This is a genomic window from Candidatus Pelagibacter sp. Uisw_106 (assembly GCF_047724975.1).
In the GTDB taxonomy this organism is placed as follows: Bacteria; Pseudomonadota; Alphaproteobacteria; order Pelagibacterales; family Pelagibacteraceae; genus Pelagibacter.
On sequence record NZ_CP159819.1, the window covers coordinates 313,491 to 337,143 of the forward strand.

The window sequence follows — 23,653 nt, forward strand, 5'->3', positions numbered from 1 at the left end:
ATGTAAATCAAGTCTTAATTTTGATAAAATCAGGAATTCTTTAATTTGATGAATGAGTGGATTGCGATAGCCGTGATGATAACGGCACCACCTTGCATAGTTTCAGGACTAGGTTGTTCCTTAATAATCAGCCATACCCAAATAGGACCAATTATAGTCTCCAATAAGAAGAATAGGTTTACTTCAGCTGCGGGTATGAATCTTGGAGCTATGGTGACTAGTACAAAAGGTATAGCAACACACATAACACACATTAAAGGAACAATAATTAGGTCACTACCCACTAGTGCAAAACTTTCAATAAATAGAAGCGCAAACATAGCTACAATTAACTTTCCAACAACAGCTGCTGGAATTAAGTTTTTATCTTTTGCAGATCTAATAGTAACTGCACCAACAGCTAAACCTAGGGCAGTTATTAAGCCTAATATATCTCCAAAAAAATTACCTAATTGTATTGAATCGTAGAATATATAAATAGCAGCTGTAAAAGTTACAAATATTGTAATCCATGTTTTTCTATCAGGTAATTCTTTTAAGAATATTGCTCCAAGTATAGCAGATAGCATAGGAGCCATTGCAATCATAACCAATGTATTTGCAACATTGGTATTTTGTATTGAAACAACAAAAGTAATATTGGTTACAGAAAAAGTACCAATATAAAGTAAACCATGATAACCACTTGAAAATAGCATTTTAAAGAAATTTAATTTATAAATTAATAACATTCCTAAAAATACAGTGATGAAGGGAATAAGGCCTCGATAAAAAACAAGTCCCCAAGTATCAACATTAGCGAGCCTTATAAATAAACTATCAGGTGTAATAAACATTACTGCAACAAATGCGAGTAAAGACCCTTTTTGTTGTTCAGATAAATTGTTCAAGCTCTTAATCCTTTCCAAAATACTTTTGCAAGATTAATATTTGTAAGATCATAAAAAGACTTTAATCCTGTAGGAGAAGTTACGTTAATATCTCCATTTAGTTTTTGATCAATAAAGTCAATCCCAGAAAAGTAGATGTCATTTTTTTTAAGATTTTTACCAATTATATTTGAAATTTTATTTTCTTTTTTTGTTAATTTCACATAAATAGGTATAGCTCCTTTACTCATGTTGCTTAAAAAAGATCCCTTCTTTGGAACTCTAGAGATGGCACCACAAACTTTACCGTTAATTATAAAAACCCTTTTATCTCCAAACTTAATTTTAGGTAAAAACTTTTGACACATAATATGTCCATGTTTTTTTATAAAGTTTTTAATTAATTTAGTATTTATCTTATTTTGAAATAAGTGAATATCATTTCCGCTAAAGCTGTGAATAGGTTTTATAATCATTTGTTTGTTTTTTGAAAAAAATTTATTAATTTCATTCATATCTTTTGTGAAAATTGTATCTGGCATATATTTTTGAAAAGATGCTGAATATAGTTTCTCAGAGATATTTCTAATAGAGGTTGGATTGTTAATAATTTTAACTTTATTTTTTATCTTATCTAATATGTAGGTTGTTGAAATGTATTCTAAATTAAAAGGAGGATCTTGACGTATCAAAATATACTTACATTTAGCAAGTTCTAGTTTCTGCTGATGTAATATTTGAAAAAAACGTTTATCTGAATAATTAAACTCTATGTAATATCCGTTAGCTATGACTTTATCGTTGATTATTGAAAGGTCTTTAGGCTCATAATAAAAAATCTTATATTTTAACCTTTGAGCTTCAATGGCTAGGAATATACTGGTGTCAGTTAGAGGTTTTAGTTTTGAAGGATGATCACCTTGAATTGCAACTATCTTATTTGTCATATAAATCTTTTAAATTTTCATTCTTAGAAAATTTATCTATCATATGATCAGCATTTGTTGTTTTATTATCAATTAGTTTATCTAGATGATTTAAAAATTTCACTTCATTATCATTAGATTTATTAAAAATATCTCTGTTTAATAATCCTTCTCTTGAAATACCAAGCAGCAATGATGACCAATGTAATAGATCTTTTCCCATTAACTCAGTATTAAAACCCTTTTTTGGTGCCTCCAGATAGGCATTAATTATTTTATTTTTATCCCACTTAGAAATTAATTCGTAAGCCTCATCTAAGTTGCCATATAAAATTCCAGTATTAAAAGCAGGTCCTGAACATAAACAATCCCAACCACAAGTGTCCATTGATCTTAATTCTATATATTTCTTAAGTCTATTTTCTGTAAAAATTGTACTTAAGTGAGTAGTTAAATCGTCTTCAGTTGGAAGCCTGTTATTAACTTCATTAATTTTTCCATTCATGAAATCTGAAAATGAATAATTGCTTCCTGATAAATATTCTTTTTCGTTTTGAATAAATAATAAAGGAAATTTTATTGAAAAATCTGCATATTTTTCAAAATCCATATTATCAAAAAATACCTCAGGCAAACCACCTCTTGATGTCTCTTGCCAAACTTTAGATCGATAAGAACTATAACCACTGTATTGTTTTTCAACTATCGAAGAATTTGCAAATAGCGCAATAGATATAGGCACAATAGAATTTATTATCTTAAATTTTTTAATAAAATCTTTTTCAGAATCGTAATCTAAATTAAGTTGTGTACCACAAGTTCTATACATCATGTCTAAGCTCAATGAACCACCATTAGGCATATCTTTAGTCATTACTTGATATCTTTGCTTTGGATTATTTGGAACTTCTTTAAGACTTGAGATAGGATCAAAACCTGCACTAACAATTTTTAAATTTAATTTTTTTGTTACTTGTTGCAACTCAAATAAATAATCGTGAGATTCAGCACAAGCTTCATGAATATTATTTAACTTATCACCTGATAGCTCAATCTGATTTCCTGGCTCAAGGGTAATACTTTTCCCTTTTTTCTGTAATCCAATAATATTTTCTTTTTCCATTATTGTCTTCCATCCAAATTCACTAAGTAGTGAAAACATTTTAAGGACAGTAGGGTAATCTACTCTTTTGTTTGTTTTTTCATCAAATAAAAACTTTTCGTGCTCAATACCAATCTTAAAATTTTTAGTATCTTTAATTCCAGATTCAAAATATTTGATTATGTGCTCTTTGTGGGTGATCATTGACTTACATATAAGGGTTTAATGTTCATTTTAAAGTCTTTATGTTTAGCTCTTCTTTATGAGAATTATTTAATAATTACTTTAGTTATTTGAAGCAGTACTTAGCAATGATAATTGAGTAATTTTATCATCACCCAGTTCGTCTATAGGCTTAACAGGGTATTCACCTGTAAAATAATGATCAGTTAATTGAGGGTACGTGTCATTACGTTTTTCAAATCCTATAGCTCTATATAACCCCTCAAGTGATAAAAAATCTAAAGATTTAGCACCTATATATTCACAAATTTCTTCATTTGTTTTGTTTGCCGCAAGTAGCTCTTTTTTAGTTGGTGTATCCACTCCATAAAAGTCTGGATATCTAATTTCTGGACAGGCAATTTTAACATGAACCTCTTTTGCGCCAGCGTCATAAAGCATTTTAACAATTTTATGTGAAGTTGTTCCCCTGACAAGTGAGTCATCTATCAAAATAATTCTTTTATCTTTAATTGTAGACTGATTAGCATTTAATTTTAATTTAACCCCCAAACTTCTAATCTTTTGACTAGGTTCTATAAAAGTTCTTCCAACATAATGATTTCTAATTAAACCTAGTTCAAAGTTAATTCCTAAATGTTGAGCAAAACCAAGTGCCGCGGCATTTCCTGAGTCTGGTACAGGAACAACTATATCTGCATCAATTTTATTTTCTTTAGCAAGCTCTATCCCAAAATTTTTTCTATGTTCATAAGCTGATTTTCCATCTAATAAACTATCTGGTCTTGCAAAATAAATATATTCAAAAACGCAAGGTCTAACTTTTCTTGTGGGGAAGGGTTTAAAACTTTTTAACTCATTGTTTTCAATTAAAACAATTTCACCATTCTCTACATCTCTTACGTACTTAGCTCCTATAATATCTAGTGCGCATGTTTCAGAAGCCAAAACGTAACTGTCTTTTATTTTACCAATAATTAAAGGCCGTATTCCATATGGGTCCCTAACACCTATTAACGTACTTTGTGTAAGCATAACCAGTGCGTAGCCACCTTGAATTTGAAATATTGCATCAATAACCTTATCAACTGTATTGTTTCTTTTTGATTTTGCAATTAATTGAACAATTGTTTCAGTATCTGATGTCGTGTAAAAAATTGCACCATCTTCAACTAACTTATTTCTAAGTGTAACAGAATTTGTTAAATTTCCATTATGTGCAACACCAATACCGCCCGCATTAGTATCTGCAAAAAATGGCTGGATATTTCTTAAGGTATTTTCTCCAGTAGTACTATACCTGTTATGACCAATAGCATATTTCCCAAGTAAATTTTTTAATACTTTTTCTTTGTTAAAGTTATCTCCAACCAAACCAAATCTTTTTTCTGAATGATATTTTTCTCCATCAAATGACACAATCCCACAACCTTCTTGACCTCTGTGTTGAAGTGCATGAAGACCCAAAGCAGTTAGGGCAGCAGCATCATCATTATTACTTATACCAAATACACCACATTCTTCTTTAAGTTTTGGATTATAGTTCTTCAATTTTTTCTTTAGAATTTTGATAGTTTTTTTCATTTGGGAACTCTTTCAGCAAATAATTACTACCTTTTTCTATGTATGGAAAGGTGTATGATTTATCAGTATTAATTGGCCATTTACTATAATTATACACAATATCTATAGCTGAAAATAAACAAATACAGATTACATAACTTCGAATAAATCCAAAAAATAACCCAAATAAGGAATCGAGTCTTCCTAGTCCGACAAATTTTACCGTCTTACTAATAGCTTTATTTGCAATAAGAATAATAAAGACCACTAAAATAAAGATAGTTATGCCGAGCATAATATCCAAGACATACTCACTATCAATTATGTTTTTAAAATAAGGTTTAGCTTTTGGAAAAAGAAGTAAAGTTACAACATAAGCCAACAGCCACTTTGAAGCTGACAATAAACTTAAAACAAAACCTCTACCGTAACACTTGATAACTGAAAAAATTGTAATGATTAGAAATATTAGGTCTATTAAAGATACTGCTTGATAAAAATCTTTTAAAGCATCAATCATAATGACTTTATTTTCCGAATGGTTTACTTATTAAAATAAGAGAGGGTAGCAAAGTTAATACTGAAATCATGGCTAGGAGCATTGCTAAACCAGTAAACACACCAAAGTAAATTGTTGGTATAAATTTAGAAAAAACAAGAATTGAAAAACCAAAGACAATAGTTATTGAAGTATTTAGTATTGCAACACCCACTGTTGAGTGACAAACTTTTAGTGTTTTATTATAGTCTTTGTTTTTTAAAAACTCTTCTTTAAATCTATAAATGTAGTGAATACTATTATCTACTGCTATTCCGATAGTAATTGCAGCAATAGTAATAGTCATCATATCAAGGGGTATTCCAAGTAAACCAATAATTCCTAAAATAAAGAAAGCTGCAATAAAATTAGGAACAACACCAATAAGAGATAGTTTAAAATTTCTAAATAAAATCATAAACATTGCAAAAATTCCAACCATAACCAAACCCAATGTGAGTATTTGAGATTTAAAAAGACTTTGGAGCAAATTATTAAACAGTATTAAAACACCAGCTAGTTTAAATTCTTCTTTGCTAAGATTAAGTTTATTTTCAAGGTCATAATTTATTTGGTTTATTAAATCATTTCTTCTTAAACCATCCTGTGAGTCAATAATTCTAAGACTTATCCTAGCTTCATTGTCTTTTACAGATACATAGGGATCTATAATATCTTTTTTTATACTTTCTGGAATTTTTGAATAAAGAACACCCATTTCTAAAGTTCCAAGGGGCCTGTTATTGTTTAACTGTGTAGCAACTTCAATAATTGAACTAAAAGATAAAACTTTTCCAACTGCTGGAAGATCATCTAAATAATTATGAACATTTTGAATTTTTTCAATTTTATCTTTTGTAAACCAATATTTTTCATTGTCTTTACTGCCTTCATCATCCCAGCTTTCAAATTCATCATCTTCACCAGATTCCACAATAGCTTTCTCTGGAAATTTTAATATGATCTCTAAAGGTGTAGTACCACCTAGTTTTTCATCAATAAGTTTCATGCCTTTGTAGATTTCAGTATTTTTATTAAAATAGTTTATAAAACTGTTTTCAACTTCAAGCTTACTTATTCCAACAACACTTAAGGCAACAACCAAGCCTGTTACTAAAAAAATTATACTTTTATGGTTAATAGAAATTTTACCAAAAAAAGAGGTAATTTTAGAATCTGCATCTTCTTTAACTTTAACTTTGTTGTTTGACATAAAGCTCAGCAGAGTAGGGAGTAAAGTAAATGTAATTATAAAAGAAGTTATTAATCCTAAAGTCATCATCCATCCAAAATCAATAATAGGTTTAATGCCGCTAAAAACTAAAGATAGAAAAGCGCATATAGTTGTAAGAACTGTATAAATAATAGGCCAAAACATCTTACTAGTTGTCATTATAATAATTTTTAAATTATCTAAATTTGGAAAATCTTCTCTTAATTGAAGAAACCGGGTACTCATATGAATATTCATTGCCATAGTTAGAATTAACATTAAAGCAATAAAGTTTGAGGATATAACGGTAACCTTCCAGCCTAGAAGGCCAAGTAGACCTGTCATAATTAAAACTGAAAAAAAGCAACTACTAATTGGAACAATAATCCAAATTAGTTTTCTAAATATAAACCATAGAGTAGCAATAATAAATAAAAGAACTCCTAGACCAAAAACAATAATATCACTTTTAATAAATGACATCATATCATCCGTGATCATTGGAATACCTCCAAGGTATATTTTTCCGGCATCCTCATAGCTTTTAATGATCTCTCTTATCTGAGTAATATTTTCGTGATTTTTCTTTTTTAAAGTGTCTTTATAATCTTCAATCTCTTGAACTGATTTATTTTGAATATTTTTTAGTTCATCTTTTTTTATATAAACAATTATGCCACTTGTTTTACCATCTTCGCTTATTACAAAATTTCTAAAAACTGGACTATTTAATATTTCTTTAAATCCTCTTTCAGTATCTACGTCCTCATCTTTTAAAGTTTTAAAGCTTTCTAATCTTTCTTGAAGAGGTGCCTCTGAATTATTTAATAAAGGGATATCAAGTAGTGTAATAACACTATGAACCCAATCTAGACTTTGGATTTTATATTTTAAACTTAAAAGATTATTAATAGAAGATTCAGTTATCATTCCTTCATTAGGAGAGTACGTTAAGACTAAAAATTCTTTAGAGCCATACCTTTCAGTGATCTCTTTTAAATACTCAAGATCAGGATCTCCTTCAATTAATAGAGTGTCAGATGAAGCATCTAGCCTAAAATCTTTAGAAAAATATCCAAAACTTAAAAGGGTAATTAATAGTAGTACAAAAATTGATTTAGGATTTTTTAAAATAATATTTTGATAAAATAGAGACAGCATTCACAGCCAATATATTGGATATTAGTTAATTTGAGTATCTTTAAATTTGGTAAACATTGCTTCAAATTCTACCATAACATTACCTGTTGGACCGTGTCTTTGTTTTCCAATAATAAGTTCTGCTAGATTTGAAACTTCATTCATTTTTGCTTGCCATTCTGCGTGTTCAACTGTTGCAGGTCTAGGTTCTTTTCTCTCTAAGTAATACGCCTCTCTATAAACAAACATTACAACGTCAGCATCTTGCTCAATCGATCCAGATTCTCTTAAATCTGATAACTGAGGTTTATGATCGTCTCTTTGCTCTACTGCTCTTGACAGTTGTGATAGAGCAATTACTGGAAGTTTAAGTTCTTTTGCCATTGCTTTAAGGCCTTGAGTGATTTCAGAAATTTCTTGAACTCTACCGTCTCTATTGTTTCCCGATCCTCTCATTAATTGAATGTAGTCTACAACAATCAAATCTAAGCCAAACAATCTTTTAATACGTCTTGCCCTGTTACTCATAGCGGCAATACTGATAGCTGGAGTTTCATCTATATATAAAGGAAGTTCGGAAATATTTTTTGATGTTTCGATAAATTTATCAAACTGTTCATCAGAAATTCTTCCTCTCCTAATGTCATTTGATTTAATTCTAGATTGTTCTGCTAAAATTCTAGTCGATAATTGTTCTGAAGACATTTCAAGTGAAAAGAAAGCAACTGCAGATTTTTTTCCTTTTTCCTGTAATTTTTGAGCAGCATTAAAAGCTATATTTGTTGCTAAAGCAGTTTTACCCATAGAAGGCCTTCCTGCAATAATAATTAAATCTGAATTATGAAGCCCACCTAATCTATCATCTAAATCTCTTAAACCTGTTGGCACACCAACAATTCCTTCATCATTTTGATAAGCAGCTGAAGCCATCTCAATTGTTTGTTTCATCGCTTCATCAAATTTAACAAGGGATGAATTGAAAGAACCTTTTTCAGCAAGATCAAATAATAATCTTTCTGAATTTTCAATTATATTTTGACCATTAACATCAAGTGCATTTAGTTTTGCAGCATCAATAGTATTTTCAGATATCTTAATTAACTCTCTTCTAACAAACATGTCATAAATAATTCTTGAATATTCTATTGCTTGTCTTGGAGGTGTAGAAAACTTTGTAACTTTAACTAAATACTCAGGAACATTTAATTCATCTTTTTCATTTTCAAAATAATTTTTTAAAGTTATAGGGTTTGCAAGCATCCCTTTATAAATTAGACTTTCAATTGCTGAAAAAATACTTTGATGCATTGGGTCATAAAAGTTAACACTAGAAACAATAGTATTTATTTCATCAAACGTTTCATTTTGAACTAATATTGATCCAATCACAGCCTGTTCTGCTTCAATATTGTTTGGAAGTTCTTTAAAAGTATCTTTAACTAGGCTTAGGTTATTTTCCATGAATAAATCTTATCTCAATTAAGATTTAAAAAAATAACAAATATATGCTGGGGAAAAAATTGTATAATTATTGAATAGTATCAGCTGTAACTACATTAATAGTAATTTCAGAATCTACTTCAGAGTGTAGAATAATTTTAACCTTAAATTTACCAATTGATTTAATTTCAGTTATTGGTTGTATCATTGAAGGTTTAATATCTAGTTTGTCATTTTCTAATATCAGTTTTGAAATTTCAGTTGGTTTAACTGATCCATACAATTCTTTATTTTCAGTACTTAATTTTTTAATTTCATATTCTTTATTGTTAATTTGTTCAGAAATTTTTTGAGCTTCTTTTTTCTTTTCAGTATCTTTTTTACTTAGCTCAGATTTAATCTTTTCAACTTCTGCAATATTTTCTTTTGAGGCATAAAGAGCTTTTTTATTTGATATTAAGAAATTTCTAGCAAACCCTCTTTTAACATCTATAATTTCTCCAATAGATCCAATTCTTCTTAAGTTTTCTAAAAGGATAACTTTCATTTAAATTAACGCTAAATTTCTAGCTCTCTTAATAGACAGAGAAAGCTCTCTTTGTTTTTTTTGTGAAACATTTGTAATTCTTGATGGTAAAATTTTACCATTTTCGGACATATATTTTTTTAACAATCTGATGTTTTTATAATCAACTTCTGGAGCACCCTTAGTAGATAAAGGGCAAGTTTTTTTAAATTTATATTTATTAGGTTGAAAAATACTTAGTTTTGCAAAATTACTTTGACTACCTTTTTTTTTATTTCCTGCTCTTTTTTTTGATGGCATAATTAGTCTCTATTATATTCTTTTTTATATTCTTTTTTTTCGTACTCATCTTTCTTTGAAAAATATTTAGCTTCTAAATTAAATTTTTTAACTTTAACTGTCATATATCTTAGAAGATTTTTATCAATTGCTTCATTTTTTTCTAATTCATCAATAATTTTTCCAGGACCTTTAATCTTAAAGTGCATATAGATGCCTTTTTTATTCTTTTTAATAATGTAAGCTAAATTTAACAAACCCCAATCTTCAGTTTGTACTATTTCGCCCTCATTTTTTTCAACTATTTTAGAATATTTTTCAGTTAATTGCTTAACTTGCGCTGGGCTAGTATCTTGTCTAGCAACTATTGTGTGTTCGTATAAATTCATAATTGTTCTTTAATAAAAAGTGAGGATATACTATTATAATTATTGAATTACAACACTTAAAACCATAATAAACTTTAGATATTTAAATGTTTTCTGTTATTTTTCCAGGTCAAGGCTCACAATTAGTAGGAATGGGTAAAGACCTACATGCCAAATATAGCTTAGTTCAAGATCTATTCAAGGAAGCAGATGATACTCTTGGTTTCTCACTATCAAATCTTATTTTAAATGGTCCTAAGGAAGAATTAGACTTAACTGAAAATACACAGCCAGCAATATTTTTGCTCAGTTATTCAATATTTAGGTTAATCAAAGAAGAGTTTAAAATCGATTTAGATAAAGCAAAATTTTATGCAGGACATTCTTTAGGAGAATATTCGGCATTAACTGCAGCTGGGTCATTGTCATTTTCAGATACTTTAAAAATATTAAAAATTAGAGGTAACGCGATGCAAAACTCTGTTCCAAAAGGAGTGGGTGGAATGGTTGCAGTTTTGGGTTCTGAAATTGAAATAATAAAAAAAATTATTGATGAGAATAAAGATAAATACGAATGCTTTATTGCAAATGACAATTCTGTAGGTCAGATCGTTTTAAGTGGAAAAATTGAAGACCTGGAGAAAATTATGGTTGATTTGAAAGCTTCAAATATTAAAAATATTAAATTACCAGTTAGTGCTCCGTTTCATTGTAAATTGATGAATAATGCAACACTTGTGATGAAAGAAGAAATAGCAAAATTAAATTTTAATGAACCTAAAAGCATCCTTATTTCAAATGTAACAGGAAAAGAAATATCTAATTCGAATGAACTAAAAGAATTACTAGTTAAGCAAATTGAAAGTAGTGTTCGTTGGCGTGAGAGTGTTTTGTTAATGATTGAGAAGGGTGTTACAGAGTTTATTGAAATAGGACCAGGCAAAGTCTTATCAGGATTAATAAAAAGAATTGACAAAAATGTTAAAGTTAGTGCAATAAATTCAGAAGAGGATATAAAGTTAATTAATATCAATGAGTAGCTTAAAAAATAAAAATATTATAGTTACAGGTGCTTCAGGTGGAATTGGCAATTCAATAGTTGAGAAGTTAAACCAAAATGGTGCAAATATTTTAGCTACGGGGACAAGAATTGAAAAACTAGAAGAGTTAAAAAGAAAATTTAATAATATAAAAATACTTAAATTTGATATTTCTCAACATGATAAAATAGAAGAATTTATAGAAAATGCCACCAAAGAGCTAGGTGGATATTTAGATTGCATTGTTAATAATGCAGGCATTACAAAAGATAATTTAACTATTAGAATGAGCTTAGAAGAGTGGTCAAAAGTTATAAATATTAATTTAACTTCTACATTTCTAATGTGTAAATATTCGATTAAAAAGATGCTTAAAAATAAATCTGGAAAAATTATCAATATAACCTCTGTTGTTGGTCATACTGGCAATGTTGGACAAGCAAACTATACTGCATCTAAAGCAGGTATAGTTGCAATGTCAAAAAGCTTAGCAATTGAATATGCAAAAAAAAATATTAATGTTAATTGCATATCCCCAGGCTTTATAAGTACTGCTATGACAGACCAAATAGATGAAAAATTTAAAGAAATAATAATTGCTAAAATTCCTTCTAATAGACTGGGTAAACCTGAAGATATTGCTAACGCAGTTAATTTCTTAAGCTCAGATCAGTCAGACTACATTAATGGAGAAACATTACATGTTAATGGAGGCATGTATTTGGGTTGACAAAACTACTTTTTGAACTAATAACGATTTATAACAAAAAGGAACATTATGTCAGAAGATATTTCAAGCAAAGTTAAAAAAATTGTAGCAGACCACTTAGGTATTGATGAAGCAAAAGTATTAGACGATTCAAGCTTCATTGATGATCTTGGAGCAGATAGTTTAGATACAGTTGAGTTAGTAATGGCTTTCGAAGAGGAATTTGGTTCAGAAATTTCAGACAATGAAGCAGAAAAAATTCTAACTGTAGGTGATGCTGTTAACTTTATAGCGGGCAAAGCAAACTAGAAATTAAATGTCCATAAAAAAAGATGGGATAATGGTAATTTTATCATCCCCATCTGGGGCAGGTAAAACAACGTTAGTAAAACTTCTTTCAAAAAACAAAAACTTTCATATTTCAGTTTCTCACACTACAAGAAAACCTAGACTTAACGAAATTGCAGACAAAGATTACTACTTTGTTAATCATTATAAATTTGAAAATTTAATAAAAAATGAAGAGTTCTTAGAATATGCAAAAGTATTTAACCATCTTTATGGAACAACTAGAACACCAGTAATTGAAAAATTAGAAAAAAGCGAAAATGTAATATTTGATATTGATTGGCAGGGAGCCGATCAAATCAAGAATAAAAAATTAAATTATAAATTAATTACTTTTTTTATTTTACCTCCTAGTAAAGAAATACTATTTGAAAGACTATCAAATAGAGACATGAAAGATAAATTGATAGTAGAAGAACGTATGAAAGAATTTAGCAGAGATGTATTGCATTGGATTAATTATGACTACGTAATTATTAACGACAATCTAGAAGAGTGTTATTCAAAAATTAGCAGTTTAATTGATGCTGAAATTAATAATGGTTCAAAAGATTATGATAAAGATTTTATCAGAAAGCATGTTGAGAAACTAACTTCTTAAGTCTTCATATTCTTTTACAAGTTTGAAATATATTTCAGGTTCAAGGTTTTGAGGTCTAAGATTAAGATCAATGCCAAATTTTTCTGCAACCTGTTTTCCATTATCAAAAACTTGATTGAAGGGTTTTTTTAACATTTTTCTTCTTTGACTGAAAAATATTCTAGTAATCTTTTCAAGATTTTTAGGATCCTTTAATTCAAAAAAATTTTCTTTTGGAGTGAATAAAAGTAAAGAACTATCTATTTTAGGTCTTGGTGAAAAACTTTGTGGTTTAATATCTATTATTTTTTCTACATTCAATTTCCAACTAGATAAAATAGATAGTCTCCCATACTTAGAGCTATTAAATTCTGATATAATTCTATCAGCTACCTCTTTTTGGAACATTAATACAAGACTTTGAAACCAAAAATTTGAACCAATATTAAGAATCCATTTGGATAAGATTTCAGTTGATATATTGTATGGTAAATTTCCAAAAACAGATAATTTTTGATTTGAGATTTTATCTTCAGATACTTTTAAAATATCATCATTGATAATTTCTATTTCATTATCAAACTTTTCTTTTAATAATGTAGCTAAATCATCATCTTTTTCCACAACATAGAGCTTCTTTGGTTTTTGCTTTAAAATATATGTAGTTAGATTTCCACTGCCTGGACCAATTTCTAAGACTTCTCTGCCTGTTATATCTGTTATAGATATAATTTTTTCAAGCACATCTCTATCTATCAAGAAGTTTTGTCCAAGACTTTTTTTTGCTTTTATATACACTTATTTATCCAAAAACTTTAAGGCTTGGGTTAAGCTTTTTGGATCTGATAAATTTTTACCCAACATAGAATAATTTGGACCATGATCGGGGGAAATTCGAATAAATGGCAAGCCCAAAGTAATATTAATTGCATCAAAATTAAATAAAGCCTTCATAGGAGAAAGCACTTGATCATGATACATACCGATAATTACATCATATCTTTTTATTAAAGGTTTTGTAAAAATAGTGTCAGCAGGAAATGGACCATTTATTTTAGTATTTTTTAATCTTAATTGTTTGATAGCAGGAATTATTATTTTATCTTCTTCAGAATTTTGAAAATTACTTTCACAATGAGGATTAAGCCCAGTTATTGCTATTCTTGGAATTTTATTAAATTTTTTTTTATAAAAACTATTAATGAGATTGACCTGTTTGTATATTTTTTGTTTTGTAATTTTTTTATTAACATCTTTTAAAGCCAGATGAGTTGTAAGAGGACTAACAGATAAATTTTTATTAAATATTAACATCGCAACCTCATCACTTTTAGTTTTCTTTGCAAGATATTCGGTAATACCTAAAGTTCTTCCTTTTAAAAAAGACTTTTTTGAAATTGGACCATTAATAAATTTTGATAAATCATTTTGTTTCATAAAATTTAAAGCAATTTTAAAAGTTTCGTTAATGTATTTATTTGATTTACTAGTAATTTTTTCAAAACATTTTTTAAAGTCATAATCAACATTTATTAAATTAATTTTGTTATTATTTAATTTAGAGAAATTTTTTAAATCTTTATTAATATCATTTATTTTAAAATCAAAATCTAATTTTCTCATTTGTTTTTGAAGTAATTTCTTGGAAATAATAATTATCAAGGGTGATTTATAAGTATTAGTTTTTAAACATTTAAAAAAAATTTCTAAAAAGACACTATTAGGCTCACCACCTACAATTATTATTGGTTCTTTAACCATTAAAATCTAAATTCTTTTTAATCTTATTGTAATAAATTTTCGAATATTGATTGAATTGTCTGTTACGTTCATAATTAATTGCTTTTTTTAATTCATTCTCAATATCCTTTGTAGTTTCAGAGTTTTTTATATCTATTAATTTTAATACCAATATACCATTTGATAAAATTATAGGTTTTGTAATTCCTCCTACTTTTAAACTACTTACATTTTTCATTATGTTCTGATTAAGTGAATTTTCATTAATCCACCCAATGTCACCACCAATTTTGGCTGACTCAGAAAAGCTATGCGTAGCAGCACTATTTTCAAATCCAATCTCATTAATACTTTTAACTACTTCGTTATATTTTTTTTCAATTTCCTCTTTGTTTTTTACTTCAAAGATAATTTCAGACAATTGATATTCTTTCGACTGAACTTTACTATTTTTTATGATTTCTTTTTTTATTTTAACTTCATCAATGTTAATTTTAGACTTATATTTTGCTATAATTAGCTCATTCCACAATGCGTCAATAGTTATTTTTTTTTTAATGTCTTCTATTTCTAAATCATATTCTTTTAAGTATATTTTAAATTCATTTATCGATTTTAGATTTAATCGTGTATAAATATTTTTTATTAGAAGCTCTGAATAGTCCTCATTTAATTCAATTTTTTTAAAATTTTTTGATATTTCTATTTTTTTAATTTTTTCTCTAATTATTGATTCGTTTGAAATATTTAAAATCTTTTTTTTATCCAATTCCTTTAAGGAGTTGTTAAGAGCAACAAGGTATTTAAATTCATTCTTAATATCAATATTAGTTATAATTTCATTTTGAATGTTGTATATTATCTTTGTTTCAATTGATTGAGCTTTAACACTAATTAAAATCAGTAAAAATATTAAAATTTTTTTTTTCATGTATTTTATCTTAAAGCCATCTTATCAGGAGAAAATGTTCCTAGTGGAATAATAGTGACTGAAAAGAATAAATCTTCTACAGGTTTAATATCTCCATCATTATAATAATTTTTCTTGTATCTTACTGCAGCGGTTAGGCAGTCATTTTTATATTCGTATATTAAATCGTAATATTCAGTTAAATTAAGCTTTCGATTTCTTCTTGTGCTGAATGATAAGTAATTTTCATTATTAATCTTATATTTTGTTTTATTTTCTATAACATTGGTTTGACCGATAACACCACTCTCCTCTAAATATTCAAATTGAGTGTTAAGATTTCCAATTTTGATTTCAGATAATAATGAATTATACTCCAATTTGCTTAAATCATCTGTTAGTGAAAAATTGTAGCCAAATGAAATATTTTTAGTTGGATTAAAGTCAAATTGTCCAAATATATTTGAGTTCTGTTTATTTAATGTACTGTTAGTTGGAATATTTTTTTCATCTTTTAACCTGAACACTGAAGCGAGCTTAATATCAATATATTCTTCTATTTCACTTATTTCATTCAGTGTGCTAATTTTTTCTTTTTTAAAATTTAAACCTAATGTAATAGACTCACCTGCTTCAAATGAGTTACTCAGGCCTAATCTATTAGAAGCAAAAATATTACTAATATCAATTCTTCTTGATGTATTTGTATTGTTTTTCATTTCATGAGGGCTAAATCTTAAGGAAAGCTTAGGTTCTAAAGTATTTAAGCTGACAAGTGTTTTTTTAATTAGCGGTATAGAAGCGTTGTAAGTATAGGCACTCATTAATTCTGATTGAGGATTATTCTTATATACAGGGCTATTTTTACCAACTGTATTAATATTTTTTAGAAAAATTTCATAATTTGTTTTAATCCCGTTATCAAAAAAAGTATCTAGGGCAGAGTAGTTCAAATCATTAGAAAGGGAAGATACGGTAATATTTGTATTGCTTAAGGTATTATCTCCGTACGAATTAAAATTAAAACTTCCATCAAAACTATCTAAATTAAAATTTTTTGAAAAATCATAAATCGGTAATACATATTGATATCTGTCACTGTTAGAGCCACTCAATGTTTCATATATTTCAAATGAGGTAGTTAAGTCATAGTCTTCATGTTCTAGATCTAATTTAACTGAAGATTCAAGAACATCTTTATTTAGTGGTAAAATAGAAGATTCTAGATTAAATAATTTTAGATAGTTGTCATTCGACACTTTTTGATAATCAATTTTAAGTGTGCTACTTTTATAGTTATCCAACGATAAATCCATTATTGTATTAGTGAACAAGTGAGATCTTACACCTCCCTTATCTAGAGCGCTAGAGTCGTGACCCTCGAGAAAGCTAAAATCTACTACTGTAAGTGATTTTTTTGTTTTTTGCCTGTATTCACTCTGTAGTAAAAATTTGTTATTATCAAATAGCCTTGGTTTTACTGTTAAGTCTTTGTCATCAGATATTACAAAAAAATATGGTGTATAAATCGAATTACCAAGGTTATTAGAGCTACCTAGTTCTGGCTTTAAGAAACCAGATTGCCTTTCCACAGTTGGATCTGGATGAAAAAACTTAGGAAAATAAATAACTGGAAAATCATAGACTTCTAACCAGGCATTTTTGTATATAACTTGTTTTTTAATTTTATCATGGTGTATTTTTTTTGATCTAATTTTCCATGGGGGGCATTTGTCTTTTTTTTTACAAGATGTAAAGACACCTTTATCAAAATAACTGTTAAATTTATCACCATATCCTGAAGCTGCAATAATTCTTGGATCGTTTTCATTGTTATCAAATAAATTTTTATTTAAATTTGCAACCACATCTTTTGCTAAAAATTTATTTTTTTTTAAATTAAAAAATCCTGTTTTAAAATAAATTTTATCATTACCATTTTTGTCATTATTTGTTGTAGTTACTATATTTTTACCTTTAAGAATTTCTTTGTTTATTGAGTATTGAAATTGCTCGAGGGTATATATATTTGACTCATTATCAGTAATAATTGTATTTTTTTTAGAAGATAAAATCATTTCATTTTTAAGGAGAGTTAAATCATACCCTTCAATATTGTATTTATTTGAAACATTAATCAATGTTTTGCCTATTGTTAAAATTATTTCTTTATCTTTGAGATAAAATATTTTTTCTGCATTAATAGTTATGTTATTTTTCAAGTCAAAAAGTTGAACATCTCCATTTGCCTCAAGTCGATTGATTTTTTTTAAATATTCAAAATTATTTGATATTAATTCAAGTTGGTCATTAGTTTTAATTTTACCTCTATTATTACCTTTATAAATGTCACCATTCTCAATAATTTCTATATCAGAAACTTCAAAAATAAACTCTTCTCCTAAAATTTTTGTAAAATAGGCAAAAATAAAAATCAGCACTATAAAAAAAGTTATAAATTTATTTTTCATTTAGTTTTATTATAGAGATGAAATTTATTATTGATAATATAATTAAAGGAAGAAAAATTGAAAGAATTAAAGGAATTTTTTCATTTGTACCAAGAATATTTAAAAAGTAGTTAATATAATAAATGACCACAGATAAAAAAATTCCTAATGTAATCTTAAAAAAAGTATTTTTTTGATAGCCAATACCAAACATAATAATAGCTGAAAAAACTGTAATCAAAGTTATGTAAACTGGATAAGAAGCAATTTTTAATAAATGAGAATCTATATCAATCACAGAGTAATTTAGTGACAGATAACTTTTCCTTAAAGCAATTAAATCAATCACTGAAAGAGATGCAAGATTTGAAAATAAGCCATTTATTTTGTTTAGGTCAAAATTTGATTTAAATGTTGACTCAAATAAAGCGCTATTAGCAGTATCTGTTAAAATATTGGGTTCAAATAATTTCCATTTTTTAGATGTAATATCGACTTTTTTACTTTGCACTACACTCAAAATATCAAAATTTTTACTAAACTTTGTTATAGTAACATCTAATAAAAATTCATTGTCCACTTTATTGGCATTAATTATGTTAATTTTATCATCTATTTCATCTTTTATCCAAAGACCATTTTCGGTAATAACAGCCAAATACTTATTATCATTTGAGTAACTATTTTTTATCAATAGGTATGAATTTTTTAGGATAGAGGATGCGTTATAAAAAAAAATAATAAAAATTATACCAAGAATGAATGAATAAGTTCCTAAGATTTTAATAATTCTGAGATTATTTAATCCAGTATATTTAAAAATTTCTAATTCATTTTTATCTATTAGTTGGATAAAAAATACTTGTGTGGTTAATAAAAAGATGAAAGGTAATATCTCAAAAACAATTGAAGGCGTGTTTAGTAAAGATAAAAACACAAGATAGAAAAAACCTACATCTATTTCTTTAAAAAATTCAACTTGTTCTAAAATATTTGTTATAAAAATAATAACAAAAAAAATAATAAAAACCTTAAACAAAGAAATATTAAAAAGATTAATTAGAAATTTAATATAAGTTTTCATTATCTGTTAACTTTCAATTTTATTAAAAAATATCCATAAATGGATAATGTAAAAACCAATGGCAAAATTATTAAAAATAAGTTTTGTATTAAATTTGTACTAATTAATTTTGTTGATGACTCTAAAAAAACAATAAAAATAAAGGCAAATATATAAATCTTAAATTTATTAACGTTGAATGAGTGATCGTTTTTTGACTTTAATATAATTAAAAGAGAAATTGTTATTAGAAAAGTTGCATATAGAGGTTTTATCAGTCTTGAATAAAGTTCTTTATAAACATTTTCCAGATTACCAAATACACAGTTTTTAATTTCTATCACATCTTTGTTTTCAGCATAATTTATTGAATTTTTATGAAATAGTGAACACTTAACCAAATCCATTGTCGACGTTTCCTGGGTTTTTTGATCTACAATAGTATTTGAATTGAATTTTGAAATGTTGTAATCAGTTTTTGAAAATTGAAATTCCGATATACTACCATTTGTATTTTTAATAGTTTTACCATCATATAATATTAATATTTTTTTATTATCTTGAATATTTATTGTCGCAGTTTTTGCAAAAGTGGTCTGTGAGTTATTGATATCTGTTTTTTCATTTAAAAATATATTTATTAATTCATTGCTGCTATTCTTTTCATCAAAATAAATTGTTAAATTTCCAATGACATCTATAAATTTTTTAGGTTTTAATATACTTTCAAAAAAATCTAAGTCGGAAGATCTTATATAAGATCTAGCTTTATCTTGTGTGTATGGAGTAATTATTGCATTTAACAATAAACCTAGAAGTACAAACCAAAGTGAAAATTTTATAAAAAAATTAATAAAATGAATTTTTTTAATTCCAAAATTCCAAAAAATAATTAACTCATTTTTAATTTCATATTTTAGCAATATGTAAGAAAAAGCTAAAAAAACTGCAAAAGGAAAAATTCTACTAATGATTTTTGGAAAACTAAGTAAAGTATATTTAAAATATACAAGAAATCCATGACCATCCTCAACAACGTAGTCTAAATAGTTTACTGCTTGCAGTACCCAAATAATTAAGCTTATGGTGAAGATAGCTAATATAAAAAAATTTACACAATCCTTAGCTAATTTTTTATAAACAATTTTTTTCATTGAAATATGGTAAATTAACTCTTATATAGCACTCAACCCTCATTGAGTGTATTAAAATTTATGTCTATTAAAATCAATTATAAAAATAATAATTTGAATAAACCTTTGGCTAACATTGTGTTATTTGTTGATGAAAATTTTAATATTAACAGCGTAAAAAAGCATCTATCACACCTGGAGTTTTCTTACATATCTGATTTATTAAAAGATAGTGATTTAAAAAAAGACTTACTTTTTTTTCAGATTAATTCAAAAAAAATAGTATTTTTAGTATCTATTAAGAAAGATATAAAAATATCAGATATAGAAAATTTAGGAGCCAAATTTCACAGTTATATTAATTATGATAAGAAAAATGAATACTCTGTAAATTCAGATACAATTGATAATAAAATTAAAAATTTTGTTGGTTATTTTTTACATGGACTAAAATTAAAATCATATGAATTTAATATTTATAAATCAAAAAAAAATAAAAATATTGTTTCTATAAATGTTATAGGAAACAAGAATAGAATATCTACCCAAGATCATTTAAGATTTAAAGCCTTAGAAGAAGGAAGTTTTTTTGCAAGAGACCTTGTTTCAGAGCCTGGAAATATTTTACACCCAGATGAATATGCAAAAAGAATAAATACACTTAAAAAATTTGGATTAAAAATAAACATATATGATGAAAAAAAATTAAAAAAACTTGGAATGAATGCTTTACTTGGTGTCGGACAAGGAAGTATTCGAGGATCATACCTTGTTACAATGGAATGGAATGGAGCAAAAAATAATTCTAAACCTTTGGCTTTTGTTGGAAAAGGAGTTTGTTTTGATACTGGTGGTTATTCTTTAAAACCAGCAAAGTTTATGGAGGATATGACCTATGATATGGCTGGCTCAGCTACTGTGGTAGGATTAATGAAAAATTTAGCCATAAGAAAAGCAAAAATAAATGCCGTTGGTGTGGTAGGACTTGTTGAGAATATGGTGAGTGGAAACGCTCAAAGACCTGGTGACATAGTAAAATCTTATAGTGGTAAAACAATAGAGGTATTAAATACAGATGCTGAAGGTAGATTAGTTTTGGCTGATGCTTTAACCTTTACTGAGAAAAAATTTAAACCTAGGTTTATGGTTGATCTAGCAACTTTAACAGGTGCTATTATAGTTTCACTGGGATCTGAATATGCTGGCTTATTTTCAAATGATGATAAATTGTCAAAACAATTATTAGAAGCAGGTGATAAAGTTGAAGAAAAATTATGGAGAATGCCTTTGCATAAAAACTTTGACAAACTTATAGATTCAAAAAATGCAGATATGCAAAACATTAATTATGTAGGTGGTGCAGGATCTACAACTGCAGCACAGTTTTTACAAAGATTTATTTTAAATAAAACACCTTGGGCGCACTTAGACATAGCTGGTATGGCATTTTCAAAATATGGTGGTGCTTTAAACTCAGGTGGAGCAACTAGTTATGGAGTAAGATTATTAAACCAACTAATAGAGGATAATTATGAGTAATACAGAACAAACACTATCAATTATTAAACCTGATGCGGTTGAAAGAAATTTAGATAATGAAATCAAAGAAATGTTTACAAATAAAGGCTTCAAAATTATTAAAGATAAAAAAATTCAGATAGCAAAAACTGAAGCAGAGCAATTTTATAAAGTCCATGAAACAAAACCTTTTTATAATGATTTATGTGCTTATTTGTCTTCAGGACCGATAGTAGTGATGGTGCTAGAGAAAGAAAATGCAGTTTTAGGAAACAGAGAGTTAATGGGTGCGACCAAACCAGAAGATGCTGCAGAAGGAACTATTAGAAAAAAATATGGAATTTCTATTGATAAAAATTCTGTACATGGTTCTGATAGTGTTGAAAACGCTAAAATTGAGATTGATTTTTTCTTTAAAGATTAATTAAATATTTTCTTAATAGCTGAAGGGTAGAGCTTATGCTCTTGTCTTAGAACCTTTTTAGCCAAAGAAATAGGGTTATCTTTTTTTAAAATTTTAACTTCTCTTTGTAAAATTATTTTTCCGGAATCAAGTTTTGCTGTTACAAAATGAACAGTACAACCAGCCACCTTATCTTTATTTTGTATAGCTTTAACATGAGTATCAAGCCCCTTGTATTTTGGTAGTAAAGAGGGATGTATATTAACTATTTTTCCATTAAATTTTTTAATAAAATTTTTAGATAAAATCTTCATAAAACCAGCAAGGCAAATAAATTTTATATTTTCTTTATTTAATACATTTAATATTTTTGTTTCAGCTACTTTATAGTTTTTAAAGCTTGATACATATTTTTTGATATTAAATTGATTTGAAAATTTTAAGCCTTTGGCTTTCGAAGTGTTCGAAAAAATTAAATCTATAGATATAGGTGAATTTTTTATTTTAGAAAATTTTACTAAATTTTTTAAATTACTTCCAGTTCCTGATATAAAAACTGCTGTTTTAATCTTTTTAAGACCAGTCAATTTTACCATTAAGCTTAACTTTATTTTTTCCTGTGGTTATTTTTCCAATGACATAGGGTTTAAATTCTTTTGTAAAAAATTTAGTAATTTTATTTAAGTTTTTAGGGTTAACTATTAAACAAAAACCAACTCCGCAATTGAATGTTTTTAACATTTCCTTGTCATCAATGTTATTTTGTTTCAACCATTTAAAAATTTTTTTGGTTTTAATTTTATTTAGATCTATATCAGCGACTAATTTATCTGGAATAACTCTCTTAATATTATCTGCTAATCCACCACCTGTAATATTTGCACACCCATTTAAAAGATTACTATCAATTAAATTTAAAACTTCTTGGACATAAATTTTTGTAGGTCTTAGTAATTCTTTTTTTAAAAATGAATTATTTTTTAAATTAATTTTCTTATTTTTAAGAACATGTCTAACTAAGGAATAACCATTTGAGTGAACACCACTAGATGGTACAGCCAATACTAAGTCATTTTTTTTTATGTTTTTTTTTGCTAGGATTTTCTTTTCATCAACCAAACCTACGGCAAAACCTGCTATATCAAATTTACCTTTTTCATAAGTACCAGGCATTTCTGCCGTTTCACCACCAACTAATTCGCAGTTTGAAATTTTACAGCCCCTTACTATTCCTTTGAGGATCAATTTTAATTTATTTAAATCAATTTTATTAATAGAAATATAATCTAAGAATAAAAGTGGTCTTGCTCCTTGAACAATTAGATCGTTTACACTCATAGCAACTAAATCAATACCAATAGTGTCATATTTGTTAAGTAAATTCGCTATCTCTATTTTTGTGCCAACCCCATCTGTGCAAGCTACAATTTTAGGATTTTTCAGGTTTTTTGGAATATTAGTTATAGAGCCGAAGCCACCAATATTATTAAACTTTTTTTTGCCTTTATTATTTGATGATATTGACGATATAAATTTAACAAAATTATCAGCAGCATTTATGTTTACACCACTTTTTTCATAGGTAAATTTTTCTTTTTTCATTAGTATAATA

The 23,653-nt window shown here is 27.0% G+C and carries 24 protein-coding genes; 6 read left to right on the forward strand and 18 right to left on the reverse strand.

Features of this window, described 5'->3' with window-relative positions; genetic code table 11:
• Window positions 1–29 precede the first annotated feature (29 nt).
• The 10 genes from ABXT45_RS01655 to rpsF form a co-directional block, all read right to left on the reverse strand.
• Entirely contained in the window at window positions 30–890 is an 861-nt protein-coding gene (locus ABXT45_RS01655; protein ID WP_415286726.1) for a DMT family transporter, read from the reverse strand.
• On the reverse strand, window positions 887–1,816 hold the full coding sequence (gshB, locus tag ABXT45_RS01660) for a glutathione synthase (protein WP_415314015.1): 930 nt from the start codon (window positions 1,814–1,816) through the stop codon (window positions 887–889). Before gshB ends, ABXT45_RS01655 begins: the two co-directional genes overlap by 4 nt.
• Entirely contained in the window at window positions 1,806–3,101 is a 1,296-nt protein-coding gene (locus ABXT45_RS01665) for a glutamate--cysteine ligase (protein ID WP_415314016.1), read from the reverse strand. The genes gshB and ABXT45_RS01665 overlap by 11 nt, the downstream gene beginning before the upstream one ends.
• Before the next feature lie 81 nt (window positions 3,102–3,182).
• Entirely contained in the window at window positions 3,183–4,664 is a 1,482-nt protein-coding gene (gene purF, locus ABXT45_RS01670; RefSeq protein ID WP_415314017.1) for an amidophosphoribosyltransferase, read from the reverse strand.
• Entirely contained in the window at window positions 4,618–5,163 is a 546-nt protein-coding gene (locus ABXT45_RS01675; protein WP_415314018.1) for a CvpA family protein, read from the reverse strand. Before ABXT45_RS01675 ends, purF begins: the two co-directional genes overlap by 47 nt.
• A gap of 7 nt (window positions 5,164–5,170) precedes the next feature.
• Window positions 5,171–7,555: an efflux RND transporter permease subunit gene (locus ABXT45_RS01680; RefSeq protein ID WP_415314020.1), complete on the reverse strand. Its 2,385-nt coding sequence runs from the start codon at window positions 7,553–7,555 to the stop codon at window positions 5,171–5,173.
• Between the two features lie 21 nt (window positions 7,556–7,576).
• Window positions 7,577–8,995, reverse strand: a complete 1,419-nt coding sequence (locus ABXT45_RS01685; protein WP_415314021.1) for a replicative DNA helicase — start codon at window positions 8,993–8,995, stop codon at window positions 7,577–7,579.
• A gap of 67 nt (window positions 8,996–9,062) precedes the next feature.
• Window positions 9,063–9,521 carry a 50S ribosomal protein L9 gene (rplI, locus tag ABXT45_RS01690; RefSeq protein ID WP_006997210.1) on the reverse strand — a complete coding sequence of 153 codons (459 nt, stop codon included), beginning with the start codon at window positions 9,519–9,521 and terminating at the stop codon, window positions 9,063–9,065.
• On the reverse strand, window positions 9,522–9,800 hold the full coding sequence (gene rpsR / locus ABXT45_RS01695) for a 30S ribosomal protein S18 (RefSeq protein ID WP_271626478.1): 279 nt from the start codon (window positions 9,798–9,800) through the stop codon (window positions 9,522–9,524).
• A gap of 2 nt (window positions 9,801–9,802) precedes the next feature.
• Complete coding sequence (gene rpsF, locus ABXT45_RS01700; RefSeq protein WP_006997208.1) at window positions 9,803–10,168, reverse strand: 30S ribosomal protein S6; 366 nt, start codon at window positions 10,166–10,168, stop codon at window positions 9,803–9,805.
• Between the two features lie 86 nt (window positions 10,169–10,254).
• Here rpsF and fabD point away from each other — a divergent pair, with 86 nt between their 5' ends.
• The 4 genes from fabD to gmk are packed head-to-tail and all read left to right on the forward strand — an operon-like array spanning window position 10,255 to window position 12,845.
• Window positions 10,255–11,187, forward strand: coding sequence for an ACP S-malonyltransferase (fabD, locus tag ABXT45_RS01705; protein ID WP_415314022.1), 933 nt, complete (start codon window positions 10,255–10,257; stop codon window positions 11,185–11,187).
• A complete protein-coding gene (gene fabG / locus ABXT45_RS01710) occupies window positions 11,180–11,917 on the forward strand; it encodes a 3-oxoacyl-[acyl-carrier-protein] reductase (RefSeq protein WP_415314024.1) in 738 nt (245 codons plus the stop codon). The genes fabD and fabG overlap by 8 nt, the downstream gene beginning before the upstream one ends.
• A gap of 48 nt (window positions 11,918–11,965) precedes the next feature.
• Window positions 11,966–12,205 carry an acyl carrier protein gene (locus ABXT45_RS01715; RefSeq protein ID WP_415314026.1) on the forward strand — a complete coding sequence of 80 codons (240 nt, stop codon included), beginning with the start codon at window positions 11,966–11,968 and terminating at the stop codon, window positions 12,203–12,205.
• Window positions 12,206–12,212: 7 nt separating this feature from the next.
• Window positions 12,213–12,845, forward strand: a complete 633-nt coding sequence (gene gmk, locus ABXT45_RS01720; RefSeq protein ID WP_415314027.1) for a guanylate kinase — start codon at window positions 12,213–12,215, stop codon at window positions 12,843–12,845.
• On the opposite strand, the gene rsmA is transcribed toward gmk, so the two are convergent.
• From rsmA to ABXT45_RS01750, 6 genes are read right to left on the reverse strand one after another with little or no spacing between them, the layout of a single operon-like run.
• Window positions 12,834–13,622 carry a 16S rRNA (adenine(1518)-N(6)/adenine(1519)-N(6))-dimethyltransferase RsmA gene (gene rsmA / locus ABXT45_RS01725; protein ID WP_415314028.1) on the reverse strand — a complete coding sequence of 263 codons (789 nt, stop codon included), beginning with the start codon at window positions 13,620–13,622 and terminating at the stop codon, window positions 12,834–12,836. The two genes, gmk and rsmA, sit on opposite strands and share 12 nt — an antisense overlap.
• Window positions 13,623–14,585, reverse strand: a complete 963-nt coding sequence (gene pdxA / locus ABXT45_RS01730) for a 4-hydroxythreonine-4-phosphate dehydrogenase PdxA (protein WP_415314030.1) — start codon at window positions 14,583–14,585, stop codon at window positions 13,623–13,625.
• Window positions 14,578–15,495: a peptidylprolyl isomerase gene (locus tag ABXT45_RS01735; protein ID WP_415314031.1), complete on the reverse strand. Its 918-nt coding sequence runs from the start codon at window positions 15,493–15,495 to the stop codon at window positions 14,578–14,580. The genes pdxA and ABXT45_RS01735 overlap by 8 nt, the downstream gene beginning before the upstream one ends.
• A gap of 5 nt (window positions 15,496–15,500) precedes the next feature.
• On the reverse strand, window positions 15,501–17,945 hold the full coding sequence (locus ABXT45_RS01740) for an LPS-assembly protein LptD (RefSeq protein ID WP_415314032.1): 2,445 nt from the start codon (window positions 17,943–17,945) through the stop codon (window positions 15,501–15,503).
• Window positions 17,935–19,008 carry an LptF/LptG family permease gene (locus ABXT45_RS01745; protein ID WP_415314033.1) on the reverse strand — a complete coding sequence of 358 codons (1,074 nt, stop codon included), beginning with the start codon at window positions 19,006–19,008 and terminating at the stop codon, window positions 17,935–17,937. The genes ABXT45_RS01740 and ABXT45_RS01745 overlap by 11 nt, the downstream gene beginning before the upstream one ends.
• Window positions 19,008–20,141, reverse strand: coding sequence for an LptF/LptG family permease (locus tag ABXT45_RS01750; protein WP_415314035.1), 1,134 nt, complete (start codon window positions 20,139–20,141; stop codon window positions 19,008–19,010). Before ABXT45_RS01750 ends, ABXT45_RS01745 begins: the two co-directional genes overlap by 1 nt.
• Before the next feature lie 60 nt (window positions 20,142–20,201).
• On the opposite strand from ABXT45_RS01750, the gene ABXT45_RS01755 reads away from it, so the two are divergent.
• Window positions 20,202–21,659: a leucyl aminopeptidase gene (locus tag ABXT45_RS01755; RefSeq protein WP_415314036.1), complete on the forward strand. Its 1,458-nt coding sequence runs from the start codon at window positions 20,202–20,204 to the stop codon at window positions 21,657–21,659.
• The gene (gene ndk, locus ABXT45_RS01760; RefSeq protein WP_415314037.1) at window positions 21,652–22,062 is read left to right on the forward strand and encodes a nucleoside-diphosphate kinase; all 411 of its coding nucleotides are present in this window, start codon (window positions 21,652–21,654) and stop codon (window positions 22,060–22,062) included. The genes ABXT45_RS01755 and ndk overlap by 8 nt, the downstream gene beginning before the upstream one ends.
• Here ndk and purN read toward each other — a convergent pair.
• Together purN and purM are read right to left on the reverse strand one after the other, a co-directional pair.
• The gene (gene purN / locus ABXT45_RS01765; RefSeq protein ID WP_415314039.1) at window positions 22,059–22,637 is read right to left on the reverse strand and encodes a phosphoribosylglycinamide formyltransferase; all 579 of its coding nucleotides are present in this window, start codon (window positions 22,635–22,637) and stop codon (window positions 22,059–22,061) included. The genes ndk and purN overlap by 4 nt on opposite strands.
• Window positions 22,615–23,643 (reverse strand): phosphoribosylformylglycinamidine cyclo-ligase, encoded by a 1,029-nt coding sequence (gene purM / locus ABXT45_RS01770; protein ID WP_415314041.1) that lies wholly within the window; start codon window positions 23,641–23,643, stop codon window positions 22,615–22,617. The genes purN and purM overlap by 23 nt, the downstream gene beginning before the upstream one ends.
• Between the last annotated feature and the right edge of the window lie 10 nt (window positions 23,644–23,653).